Origin of the sequence: Micromonospora sp. D75 (assembly GCF_018070405.1) — a bacterium.
Taxonomy (GTDB): domain Bacteria; phylum Actinomycetota; class Actinomycetes; order Mycobacteriales; family Micromonosporaceae; genus Micromonospora; species Micromonospora chalcea.
This window is the reverse complement of record NZ_JAGPXV010000121.1, coordinates 1-11,736: the sequence shown is the minus strand read 5'-3', so window position 1 is coordinate 11,736 and position 11,736 is coordinate 1. Positions and strand designations below refer to the sequence as shown.

The following is an 11,736-nucleotide window of genomic DNA, read 5'->3' as shown; positions in this document are numbered from 1 at the left end:
GGACGTCCCCGTCGTCGACGTACAGCACGTCCGGGTCGACGCGGACCGCCGGGTGCCGCCGGGCGAGCAGGTCGGCGTACCGCCAGTGGGTGGTGGCCCGGCGGCCGTCGAGCAGGCCCGCGCCGGCCAGGGCGAACGCGCCCGAGCAGATCGACACGATCCGGGCGCCGCGCCGGTGCGCGGCACGCAACGCGGCGGTCAGCCGGGGCGACGGGTCGGCGTGCACGTCGGCGACGCCGGGCACGATCAGCGTGCCGGCGCCGGCGAACACGTCGAGGCCGTGGTCGGTGTGCAGCGTGGCGCCGCCGACCAGCCGCACCGCGCCGGGTGTCTCCGCGCAGACGGTCAGCCCGTACCAGGGCACGTCGAACTCCGGGCGGGGCAGGCCGAAGACCTCGGTGACGATCCCGGTCTCGAACACCGACATGCCCTCGTACGCCAGCACCGACACGGTGGCACGGTTCATGGCGGGATGTTAGCGAAGGGCGGCGCTCACGCCACTGGGGCGGCCGGACGGCGGTCGGCACGATGGGTGCCATGTCGAACGTCCTGCGCATTCCCGCCGCCCGCCCCGCCGACGCCGTCGCCCACTACGCGGCCCGGCTCTCCTTCCAGGCCGACGTCAGCGACGTGCACGCCGATCTGGAAGCGGGCGTGACCGGCCTGGTCGTGGTCGACTCGCGCAGCCTCGCGGCGTGGCGGCAGGGGCACATCCCCGGCGCCGTCCACCTGCCCACCGCGCAGATCGCCGACCGGGCCGCCGAGCTGATCCCGGCGGACGCCACGGTGGTCACCTACTGCTGGGGACCGGGCTGCGACGGCGCCACCCGTGCGGCGCTGGAGTTCGCCCGGCTCGGCCGGCCGGTCAAGGAGATGATCGGCGGATACGAGTACTGGGTGCGGGAGGGCTTCCCGGTACGCACCGACGCGGGGCTCGTCCGCCGGCCCGCCGACGACCTCACCGCGCCGGCCGGGGCGTCGTGCGGCTGCTGAGGGCGTGTCGGTTCCGTACAAGACACCGGGTGGCGGGCGTTCCTAGCATTGCCGCATGCGTGATCTTGTCTACACCGGATTCATGTCGCTCGACGGCGTGGTGGACTCCCCCGGCGGCGGCCCGGGCGAGGACCACCGCAGCGGCGGCTGGGTCGTCAAGGACGTCGAGTTCCTGCCCGAGGCGTTCTCCCTCAAGGGCGAGGAACTGGCGCAGACCACGGCGCTGATGTTCGGCCGGCGCAGCTACGAGGCGTTCGCGCCCACCTGGCGCGACTCCGAGGACCACGCCGCCTACCGGGACCTGCCGAAGTACGTGGTGTCGTCCAGCCTGCCCGACGACGCGCTGGTCGACGGCTGGGGACCGACGACGATCCTGCGCTCCACCGCCGACGTGGCCGCGCTCAAGCAGGGCGACGGCGGCGACATCTTCATCCACGGCAGCGCGGAACTCGCCCGCCGTCTCGCCGAGGCGGACCTGATCGAGCGGTACCACCTGCTCGTCTTCCCGGTGCTGCTCGGCGCCGGCAAGGGCCTGTTCACCCGGGCGGACCGGGACCGGCAGACGCTGCGGCTGCGCGACAGCGCCGCCTACCCCAACGGTGTCGTCAAGCTGATCTACGACGTGACCCGCTGAGCCGGGTCCAGCGCTATCGCGCCACCGGCGCCCGCGCGCAGCTCACCGGCCGTCCGTCCGACGTACCGGCGCAGCGCGCGGGCCAGGTGCGGCTCGTCCACGTACCCGAAGGTGGTGACCGCGTCGGCGGGCGGGCGGCCGGCGGCCAGCAGCACGGCGGCGCGGCGCGCTCGGTCGATCTGCCGCACCGCGCCCCGGGTCAGCCCGGTCGCGGCCCGGAAGCGGCGTTCGAGGGTACGCGGTGACGCCGGTGGACGGCCGCCGCGCAGGGTCTCGGTGACGAGCGGGTCGCGGACCACCACGCCGGCCCGGACCAGCCGCTCGACCAGGGCCTCGGCGTCGTCCGGGCCGGGTGTCTCCCACCAACCGCCGTCGAGGCGGAACGTCCGGCGGCTCACGTCGGGCAGCTCGGCGCCGCTGTCCACAAGCTCAGGCGTGGGTACGAGCCGCAGCGAGGTGCCGACCGCGAACTCGATACCGACGAAGCTCGCGCCCTCGGGCACCGGCGCGGCGCCGGTGGCGGTCTCGGGGCCGGAGACGGCCGCGTAGGAGCGCCCGTCGCGCTGCCAGAACACGAGCCCCCAGCACGGCGTCGCCACCGAGGTCATCTCGTCGACCCGGTCGCTGACGCAGGTCCACACGGTGTCGATCCAGGCCGAGTCGGACGCGCGCGTGGTGAACCGCAGCTCCACGGCAGGAGCATACGGCGACGGTCAGCGGGCCGGGGTCTCGTCCCGGGCGGGGTAGCCGAGGATCTCGGCGAGGTCACCGGCGGCGGCCGTGTACGCGGCGTAGATGTCGTCGTCGAAGTGGTTGCGCCAGTCGCCGGACGCGCCCTTGCGGTAGTGGGAGATCCGCCCGGGGGTCTCCTTCGACTTCTTCATCTTGGTGAAGCTGTAGCGGGCCAGCAGGGCCTCCAGCTCGGCCGGCGGCAGCGTGATCCCACAGTGCCGCAGAAGCTGGTCGACCTCTTCGGTCTGCCGCTCGCCGGTCAGGTCCTCGTAGCGGAACAGCCGGAACGTCTCGTCGCTCGGCGCGACCGCCCAGGACCGCATCTGCCCGAACTGCTTCTTGTCGCGCAGCCGGTCGATGACGTAGAGCATTCCCTCCTTCTTCGGCAGTTCCTGGAGGGCCTTGCGCGCCTGCGGGATGTCGCCCATCGGGGCGTGCGAGTTGCGCAGCGAGAAGTAGCTGGACACGACCACGTCGCGCGGGTCGCGGATCACGAAGAACGCGCGGTAGCTGCCGGCCTTGGGCACCGCCTCGAACCGCTTGTGGGAGAGGAAGATCGCCAGGCCGACGCGGCCGGCCGGCACCGGCGCGGTCGCGCCGCCGGAGTAGAAGCGCGGGTCGTAGGGCAGCAGCCCGCAGTGGCGGTAGACAGCCGGGTCACTGAACAACGCCTTGATCCACTGGCTGCCGGTCTTGCGGACGGTGCAGTGGAAGATGTTGGCGAACTCGCTGCGGGCCGCCACCGGAACGGTGAGTCGCATACGGGCGTTGCGCGCTTCCATCTGCGCCCGCCGGGCCTTGACGCGCAGAGAATTCGGCGAATTGTGCTTGGCGAATTCGACGGCCCGATTAATCATTTCCCAACCTCATCCGGACCCCGCGGAGCAGGGGCAGCACGAACACCTTTCCGCACGTCACGCAGGTGAAATCCGCAGACCTCGCCTGCTCCGCCCCGCGCCCCGACGCGCCGCTAGGAATATCCCCGACGGTCCGATTAATGTCAATCCCGGTCACCTGGGAGAACGCTGAAAATCTACAATTTCCATAGGAATTGCGGAATGGGCGTGACGGGCCCCCACGGCGACTCGCGCACCGGCACAATGAGCGCCGTGCTCACCCCCGCCCGCGACCTGCTGGCCGCCCTCGATCCGCTGTCCCACCGCGACCGGACGCGGCGCCTCGTGGCGTGGGCACGCACCGCGCCCAACCGGGCACAGGTCTGTGCCGACCTGCGCCGGCACGGACCCTACGAGCGGCGTCTCGCGCTGCTCGCCGCGCTGGCGACCCGGGACACCGCGGCCGTCCTGGCCGCGACGTCCGACAGGGATCCGTCGATCGCCGCCACCGCGCTGACCGCCGCCGTGCGGGCCGGCGTGACACCCGCCGACCTGACCGACCGGCCGGCGGCCACCCGCCGGCGGGTCTACCGGGCGCTGCGCCGCCGCCCGGCGCCGGTCCTCGCCGACGCGCTGATCACCACGGTCCGCGACCGGTCCGGCGACCACGAGGCCGCCGCGCTGCTGCCGGCCTGCGGCCCCGAGACGGTACGCGCCCTGCTGCCCGACCTGGAACACGCGCTGAACCCGGAACGGCTGATGCGCCGGCACGCCGACATCGTGCTCGCACGGGCCGGCGAGCGGCTGGCCACGGCCCCGCCCGAGTCGCGCGGGCGGATCTGGGGCGAGGTCGCCGGCGCGGTGCTGCGGGCTGATCCGGCGAGGGCGCTGGACCTGCTCGACCGGTACGCGCCCGAGGATTCACTGCCCGGCCCGCTCATCGCGTACGGGCGGCTCGCCGCGCACGACGCGAGCCGGGTCGTACGCCTGCTCACGCCGCCGCAGCGCGCGGCCTGGCTGGCCCGGATCGCGCTGCCCCGGGCGCTGCTACGCCGCCTCGCCGCGCTGCCCACCGGCGACCTGGTCCCGCTGGCCGCCCGGCTGCGGGAGCACGACCATGCGCTGGCCGCGTTGCTGCGCGCGGTCGCGCCGAGCCGCCGCGCCGAGCTGTACGACGCCGCGCTCGCCGACACCGACACCACGGCGCTGCTGCCCGGCGCCCAGGTGATGGAGGCGCTGCCGGCCGCGGTGCGGGCGCGCGAGGCGGCCCGGGTGCTGACCCTGCCGGCCGTCCGCGAGCGGGAGGAGCAGGTGCGGTTCTGGAGCGCGTACCTGCCGTGGCCGGCGGCGTCCGCGTCGGCGAGCGCGGCGCTGCGCTCGGGCGACGCGGACGAACGGGCGGACGGCTGGCGGCTGCTGGTGGCGGCCGCGCGACGCTCCCGCGACCCGCGCACGGTGGCCCAGGTGGTGGTCCGGCTCGGCCGGCTGCGCAACGAGCAGGACCCGGTACGCGCGGCCGCGCTCACCGCGCTCGCCACTGTGGCGCCGCTGCTCACCGCCACGACCGCGGGCGGGCTGACCGGGCTCACCACCGACGTGGTCGACGCCCGGGACACCTCGGCGGCCACCACAAACGCGTTGAGCCGCCTCGCCGCCGAAACGCTCACGTACCACGTCGACGTGCCGGAACTGGCCGAGTGGGCGCTGCTCACCATCGACCTGGTGAGCAGCGACGCGAACGTGCCGATCCTGCACCGGCTCGACACGGTGCTGCGGCGCGGCCAGGAGACTGTGGTGTTCGGCCGGCTGCGCGACCGGCTCGAGTCCGGCATGACACGCGCGCGGTACGGGCTGCTGTTCGCGCTCACCCACGCGCTCGGCCGCCGCGCCTGGCGCCTGCCCGAGCTCCAGGACCTGCTGCGCCGGGCGATCGGGCCGGACACGCTGCCCCCGGTGGCCCGGACGGCGGTCGCGCTCTGGCTCGCCGACCCGCATACCCGCGCACGGCGCGTCGAGGAGGTCCTCGACGTCGATGCCTCGGCGGTGGCGATCCACGAGGTGTGGACGACGATCTGCACGTCCCGCACCGACCTGCTCGACCGGGTGCTGGACCGGCCCCCGCGCGGCCGGTTCGTGGAGAAGGGAAAGCGGTGGGTGCCCGACACCGCGCCGCACGCCCGGCGATGGCTCCCCCGCCAGCAGGAACGCTTCGTGTCGCTGCAGGCGCGCGTCGTCGCCGACTCCGGTCACCGGGTGTGGCAGCGGGCGGCGGCGGTCCACGCCGCCGCCGTGGTCGGCCCGGCCGGACGGGAGCTGGTGCTGCGCCACCTCGACGCGCCCGAGGTGCCGGTGGCCGAGGCGGCGCTCGGCGCGCTGGTCCGGACCGACCGGCCGGACGAGGCGGTCCCGGTGCTGCTCCGGTACGCCGACAGCGACCGGGCGCGCGTCGCGCTGTACGCCGCGGGGCGGGCCGCACGGCACGTCCCACCGGCCCGGCTCGCCGAACTGCTGGGCGGGGTGCTGACCGGCGCCGCGAAGGTCACCAGCCGCAAGGAGGCCGCCCGGCTCCTGGCCCGCTACGCGCCGGTGGACGTGCTGGCGACGCTCGCCGACACGTACGCCGACCCGGAGACGCACCGCGACGTGCGGGCGGCGATCGTCTCCGCTGCCCGGCAGCGGCTCGGGCCCGAGGCGAGCTGGACCGTGCTGCGGGCGGCGGTGCACGCCGGCCGCGAGGAGCGGCGGGCGGTGCTCGGCGCGTACCCGTCCGGGATCTCGGAACGCCACCGCCGCGCCTACGCGGCGCTGCTCGTGGCGGCGTGCCGGGCCGCGGACCGGGAGGTCCGGCGGGCCGCGTTCGCCGCGCTCGGGGAATGGTGGCCGTGGCTGACCGGCGTCACCGACCTGGTCGTGGACCGGCTCACCGACCCGGACGAGACGACGCCGAGCATCGGGGTGGCGAACCTGCTGCGAGCCGGTGGTGACACGGTCTTCCGGGCCGCGCTGGAGCGGCTGGTCCAGCGGGACGCGGCCGACGACGATCCGGGCGGTCCGGTGACCGACCGGCCCGCCCGGCGGCGGATCGAGCTGCTCGCGATCGGTGCGGCTCTGTGGTCCGCCAGCCGGCCCGCCGGCGCCGACCGGGCCGGGCTGGTCGCGGCCGCGCGGTGGCTCGCCGGCCGGGAGGGCTTCATGGGTACGGCCACCCGGCTGCTCGTCGACCTCGGCCGGCTGGACAACCTGGACGAGGTCGCCGCGCTCTGCGCCGGCCGCCCGGTGGTAGCGGTCCGCACCGCCGAACACGTCGGCCACCGGCTGCGCGACCTGCGGCAGCGGCCCGACCCGGCGGTACTCGCCGACACGGTGGCCCACCTCGGCGGGCGCGGCGACCTCGCCGGCGGGCTGTTCGCGGTGGCGCTCGTCGCACACGGGTCGGAGTTCGGCTGGAAGACGCCGTGGCGGGACCTGCTGATCGGGTTGCGCCGCCATCCGGACACCGACGTGCGGGAGGCGGCGTACACGCTCGACATGAGCTGACCAGGCCGGACGTCGCCCTATGCTCGGGGCGTGACGCTTCAGCGGATGGACCACGTCAGCGTCGTGGTGGACGACCTGCCGGCCGCGATCGCCTTCTTCACCGAACTCGGCATGGAGGTGGAGGGCGAGATGCCGGTCGAGGGGGCCTGGGTGGACCGGGTCAACGGCATCGACGGCGTGCGTGTCGACATCGCGATGATGCGGACGCCGGACGGCCACGGCAAGCTCGAACTGACGCGGTTCCGGGCGCCGGCACTCGTCGCCGCCGAACCGCCGGCCGCGCCGCCGAACACGCTCGGCCTGCGGTCGGTCATGTTCGCCGTCGACGACGTCGACGACACGGTGGCCCGGCTGCGGGCCCACGGCGGTGAGCTGATCGGTGAGGTGGCGGACTACGGGGACGTCTACCGGCTCTGCTACCTGCGCGGCCCGGCGGGCGTCATCGTGGCGCTGGCCGAGCAGCTGAGCTGACGCCTACCGCGCGTCGACCGCGGCCAGCACTGTCATCGCCTCGCGTTCGCGTACGGCCAGGTCGGTGAGGACCGCCGACGCGCGGGTCAGGTGGACCGCGTCGCCGGTCCGCCCGGCGGTGGCGATGTGGTCAGCGACGGCGGTCCACAGCGGCGCGATGTCGGCGTACATCAGCTGCGCCCGGCGCAGGTGGGCGTCGCCGGTGACGGTGGCGGCCTCGGCGAGGAAGTCCCGGTACATGGCGCGGAACAGCGCGCCGCCGGTGCCGCCGCGTTCCATCAGCGTCGCGGCGAGCGGCAGGTCACGTGCCGAGTCGGCGGCGCGGTCCAGCCAGCGGGTCACCCGGGCGGCGGCGGTGGCGATCCCCCGGTGGCCGAGGTTGGCGATCGGCGGGCCGAGGAACGCCCCGGCGTTGGCGCGTACCGCCGCGCGGATCGCCGTGCCCAGGTCCGGCGGGCCGCCGGGCGCGGTGAGCGTGTACGACAGGTGGCGCGCGGTCATCGGCCCCCGCGCGGCACGGGCCCGGGCCAGGCTGTCCAGCGTGGTGGTCACCGCGCCGCCCTGCTGGGCGGTGTCGACCAGGTGGGCGTGGGTGTCGTCGTAGCCGTAGATGGCGACGGTGTGCCCGCCGAAGTGGACCCGGGTGGTGAAGTAGTCCAGGTGGTACGAGTCCAGTTGCAGGCCGACCGGCTGCCCGGCGTCCAGCGCGTCGGTGACGTCGCGCCACGCCTTCGCCGCCGACGTCGTCTCCCGTACCCGAAGGTCCAGGCCGAGGCGGTCGGCGGCGGCGCGGGTCACGCACAGCGGCTTGGTGCGCCCGCCGAGGAACGGCACGTCCATGCTCTTGGCGTCCCAGTAGACGAAGCCGAGCCCCTCGCCGAGGCCGAACAGCATCGGCTCGGAGAGGTCCAGACCCGCGTGCCGGGTCAGCACGCCGAGCGTGGTGGTCTCGCAGTGCAGTCCGGGGCGCGGCGTCACGTCGTCGAGGATCACGTCGCCTCCTGTTCCGCCGGCTCGGCTGCGGCGTTCGGGGCGGGCGGGGACAGCAGCGGGCGCAACGGCCCGTCGCCGGGGACGCCGGGCATCCGGCGGGCCACCCCGGCGAGCAGGTCGGCGGCCTGGACGCGCGGGTCGTCGCGCGAGTCGGTCATCACCAGCCCGGCCAGCGGCGACGGGCCGGCCGGGTCGCCCGCGGCCAGCGCCGCCTGGAGGCGGCGGAGCCGGTCCTCGGTGAGCGCGCTCTGCTCGTCGTGGATCACCAGCACCCGCCGCCGGCCGGCGCTCCAGTGCAGGACGGTCTCGGCCAGCGCCGGCAGCAGCGGCTCCAGCGGCGGCGGGATCGTCCGGTCGCCCGCGTACAACCGGGCCTGCACCGCTGCCACCCGGGCCGGGTCGAGCGCGTCGAGGACCGCGCCGGCCCGCGTGTCGTCGACGTGGCGCCGCAGCACGTCGCGCGCGGCGACGAACCGCTCGACGCTACGGTCGTCCGCGCGGTCCCGCCGCTTGGTGCGCAGCATCTCGACCACTGCGGCGAGGAAGGCCGCCCAGTCGGGCCCGGCCGCCCGCCCGGCCCGGTGCAGCGCCGCCGCGGCCGGACGCCGGTCACCGGCGAGGCGGGTGCCCGCCGCGTAGGACGGCTCGGCCAGCAGCAGGTCGACGACCCGGGTGGCGAGGAAGAACTCCTTGTCGACGAGGTGCACGTGGGCCCGGCCGCGTAGCGCCGCCAGGAACCACTGCACCGCCTCGGCGGCTTCGCGACGGCGCAGGAACTGCCGGGACTTGACCTCGTCGGGCGAGAACCGGAACCCGGACCGCAGCGTACGGATCAGCTCGGCGGCTTCGTCGCGGCCCAGGTCGACACTGGCGTGGACGATCACCGGGGTGGCCGGGTCGAGCAGGTTGGTGCCGGAGAAGCCGGACTCGTCGCAGGCGATCTCCACGACCGGTCCGGTCACCGCGCCGGGCGGCGGCAGCCCGCCCTGAAGCGGCAACCTGGTGGTGGACGTGCCCCCGGCCATGCCGACATGTTCACCCGCCGGGCGCGCCGGGGCCAGCAGATTCGGCCACGCCGGCGTCATTCCAGCGGCCGGTAGATCGCCGCGAGTCGCGGCAGACGGGCGCGCATCTGCTCGTCGTCGTCGAAGTCGAAGTCCTCCCCGGCCGGGTCGGCCGGCGATGGGCCGGGAGCTGCCCGGTCGGCGGCGTCGAGCGCCTCCCAGAACGCGTCCGTGCCACCGCCGGTCGCCGCCGCGTACGCGTCGCCCGCCGCGCCCAGCACCGCCTCGCAGTCGAGCGCGTCGTCGTCCGGGTCGACACCGGCGTCGGCGAGGGAGTCGGGATCGGCGACGGCCCGCTCCCAGACCGCCCGTCCCTGCGCCACCAGCCAGCCGCGGAAGTAGTCGAACCCGTCGTCCGAGCAGCCGCCGCGCATCAGGTAGGCGGCCGCCCACAGATCCCAGCGCCACCCCTCCGACGTCACGTCGTCGTATGCCCGCTCGAAGCCCACGATCGCCGCCGGACTCAGCGCCGACAGCTCCGCCACCAGGTGCCGGGCCACCGCGTCGGCGCCCTCGGCGGTGACCGTCTCGCGGCCTGCGGCGCGGCGCGCCCGCTCCACGATTTCCCAGAACGTCTCCCGATCCACGGCGGGACCGTACGCCGCCCCACCGACAAGCTGTCAGCGGCCGTGTCAGCGCCGTGTCAGGGCGGTGGCGGTACGGCCGCCCATGGTGGTCGCATGACGAGTTCAGCGATAGCGGTCTCCGGGCTGCGCAAGGCGTACAAGGACAAGGTGGTGCTCGACGGCATCGACCTGGACGTCCCCGCCGGCACGATCTTCTCCCTCCTCGGCCCGAACGGGGCCGGCAAGACCACGACCGTGAACATCCTGACCACGCTGATCCGCGCCGACGCCGGATCGGTGCGGGTCGCCGGGCACGACGTGGTCACCGAGGCCAGGGCGGTACGCGCGGCGATCGGCGTGACCGGGCAGTTCGCGGCGGTGGACGAACTGCTCACCGGGCGGGAGAACCTGCAACTGATGGTCGACCTCGGGCCGCGCAACCGGGTGACCGGCAAGCGGGTCGTCGCCGAACTGCTGGAACGGTTCGACCTGGTCGAGGCCGCCGACAAGCTGGTGTCGACGTACTCCGGGGGCATGCGCCGCAAACTGGACCTCGCGATGACGCTGGTCGGCGAGCCGCGGATCATCTTCCTGGACGAGCCGACGACCGGGCTGGACCCGCGCAGCCGCCGGACCATGTGGTCGATCATCAGGGAGCTGGTCGCCGGCGGCGTGACAGTCTTCCTCACCACCCAGTACCTCGACGAGGCCGACCGCCTCGCCGACCGGATCGCGGTGCTCGACCAGGGCCGGCTGGTCGCCCAGGGCACGCCGGAGGAGCTGAAGCGCCGGATCCCCGGCACGCACGTGCGGTTGCGGTTCGGCACCGGCGCCGAACTGGACGCGGCGGCGCTGGTGCTGCCCGACGCGGTACGCGACGAGGAGGCGCTGGCCCTGCGCGTGCCCACCGACGGCGGATCCGCCTCGTTGCGCGCCCTGCTCGACCGGCTCGACGCGCACGCGATCAGCGCCGACGACCTGTCCGTGCAGACCCCCGACCTCGACGACGTCTTCCTGGCCCTGACGGGCCGTACCCCGGAGGTGGCCGCCAAATGAGCCGCAACCATTCGGTCGTCATGCTGCGCCGCAACCTGACGCACCTGCGCCGCAACCCGACCTCGGTGTTCAACGCCGTGCTGATGCCGATCATCGTGATGCTGATGTTCGTGTACATGCTCGGCGACGCGTTCTCCGTCGGCGTCGACTACGTCGACTACGCGACGCCGGGCCTGATGCTGCTGGCGGTCTGCTACGGCCTCGGCGGCACCGCGACGTCGGTGAACTCCGACATGACGAAGGGCATCATCAACCGGTTCAAGGTCATGCACGTGTCCCGGGGCGCGGTGCTGACCGGCCACGTCGTGGCCACCGTGCTGACGAACGTCCTCGCGGTCGCGGCCCTGGTCGGGGTGGCGTTCCTGCTCGGCTTCCGCCCGGCGGGCGAGCCGCTGCACTGGCTCGGCGTGGCCGGCGTGGTGGTGCTGCTCAGCGTCGCGGTCAGCTGGTTCACCGTCGCGCTGGGCCTGTTCGCCAAGTCGCCGGAGTCGGCGGGCATGGCCTCCGTGCCGCTGGTCCTGCTGCCGTTCTTCAGCAGCGCGATCGTGCCCGCCGACAAGATGGGGCCGGGCCTGCGGCAGTTCGCCGAGTACCAGCCGTTCACGCCGATCATCGAGACGCTGCGCGGCCTGCTCGAGGGCGCGCCGTCGGCCGGCGACGTGATCCCCGCGCTCGCCTGGTGCGCCGGCATCGCTGTGGTCGGCTACCTGTGGGCGCGGTCCACGTTCACGAAGCGAGCGTGACCTCGACCAGTCGCTCCCAGCCGGTCTCCCGGCCCTGCGCGACCGCCTCGGCGAACCCCGCGTCGCCGAGGCGGTCGCGCGCCGCCGCCTCGAGCCGGGGCACGTCCGCGC

Annotated in this window: 12 protein-coding genes; 6 read left to right on the top strand and 6 right to left on the bottom strand. The window is 74.6% G+C overall.

Features of this window, described 5'->3' with window-relative positions; genetic code table 11:
• Positions 1-466: DJ-1/PfpI family protein (locus KBX39_RS10435; protein WP_210870244.1), on the bottom strand; the 466-nt coding region annotated here is incomplete at its 3' end.
• Positions 467-528: 62 nt separating this feature from the next.
• Here KBX39_RS10435 and KBX39_RS10430 point away from each other — a divergent pair.
• Positions 529-993, top strand: coding sequence for a rhodanese-like domain-containing protein (locus tag KBX39_RS10430; protein ID WP_043325177.1), 465 nt, complete (start codon positions 529-531; stop codon positions 991-993).
• A gap of 55 nt (positions 994-1,048) precedes the next feature.
• The gene (locus tag KBX39_RS10425) at positions 1,049-1,627 is read left to right on the top strand and encodes a dihydrofolate reductase family protein (RefSeq protein WP_064447426.1); all 579 of its coding nucleotides are present in this window, start codon (positions 1,049-1,051) and stop codon (positions 1,625-1,627) included.
• On the opposite strand, the gene KBX39_RS10420 is transcribed toward KBX39_RS10425, so the two are convergent.
• Both KBX39_RS10420 and KBX39_RS10415 read right to left on the bottom strand, forming a co-directional pair.
• Complete coding sequence (locus tag KBX39_RS10420; protein WP_104115280.1) at positions 1,609-2,319, bottom strand: helix-turn-helix domain-containing protein; 711 nt, start codon at positions 2,317-2,319, stop codon at positions 1,609-1,611. The genes KBX39_RS10425 and KBX39_RS10420 overlap by 19 nt on opposite strands.
• Positions 2,320-2,340: 21 nt before the next feature.
• Positions 2,341-3,216, bottom strand: a complete 876-nt coding sequence (locus KBX39_RS10415) for a sulfotransferase domain-containing protein (protein WP_043325180.1) — start codon at positions 3,214-3,216, stop codon at positions 2,341-2,343.
• A gap of 207 nt (positions 3,217-3,423) precedes the next feature.
• Between KBX39_RS10415 and KBX39_RS10410 the strand changes: the two genes are divergently transcribed.
• Positions 3,424-6,732 carry a hypothetical protein gene (locus tag KBX39_RS10410; protein ID WP_312247078.1) on the top strand — a complete coding sequence of 1,103 codons (3,309 nt, stop codon included), beginning with the start codon at positions 3,424-3,426 and terminating at the stop codon, positions 6,730-6,732.
• A 45-nt stretch (positions 6,733-6,777) separates the two neighbouring features.
• On the top strand, positions 6,778-7,203 hold the full coding sequence (locus KBX39_RS10405) for a VOC family protein (RefSeq protein ID WP_166457565.1): 426 nt from the start codon (positions 6,778-6,780) through the stop codon (positions 7,201-7,203).
• 3 nt (positions 7,204-7,206) lie between these two features.
• On the opposite strand, the gene KBX39_RS10400 is transcribed toward KBX39_RS10405, so the two are convergent.
• The 3 genes from KBX39_RS10400 to KBX39_RS10390 are packed head-to-tail and all read right to left on the bottom strand — an operon-like array spanning position 7,207 to position 9,847.
• The gene (locus KBX39_RS10400; protein ID WP_113973259.1) at positions 7,207-8,196 is read right to left on the bottom strand and encodes a BtrH N-terminal domain-containing protein; all 990 of its coding nucleotides are present in this window, start codon (positions 8,194-8,196) and stop codon (positions 7,207-7,209) included.
• Positions 8,193-9,221, bottom strand: a complete 1,029-nt coding sequence (locus KBX39_RS10395; RefSeq protein WP_210870242.1) for a DUF3800 domain-containing protein — start codon at positions 9,219-9,221, stop codon at positions 8,193-8,195. Before KBX39_RS10395 ends, KBX39_RS10400 begins: the two co-directional genes overlap by 4 nt.
• Positions 9,222-9,277: 56 nt before the next feature.
• Positions 9,278-9,847: a DUF4240 domain-containing protein gene (locus KBX39_RS10390; protein WP_210870241.1), complete on the bottom strand. Its 570-nt coding sequence runs from the start codon at positions 9,845-9,847 to the stop codon at positions 9,278-9,280.
• Positions 9,848-9,940: 93 nt separating this feature from the next.
• Between KBX39_RS10390 and KBX39_RS10385 the strand changes: the two genes are divergently transcribed.
• Positions 9,941-10,882 (top strand): ATP-binding cassette domain-containing protein, encoded by a 942-nt coding sequence (locus KBX39_RS10385; RefSeq protein ID WP_210870239.1) that lies wholly within the window; start codon positions 9,941-9,943, stop codon positions 10,880-10,882.
• Positions 10,879-11,625 (top strand): ABC transporter permease, encoded by a 747-nt coding sequence (locus KBX39_RS10380; protein WP_210870237.1) that lies wholly within the window; start codon positions 10,879-10,881, stop codon positions 11,623-11,625. Before KBX39_RS10385 ends, KBX39_RS10380 begins: the two co-directional genes overlap by 4 nt.
• Positions 11,626-11,736 lie beyond the last annotated feature (111 nt).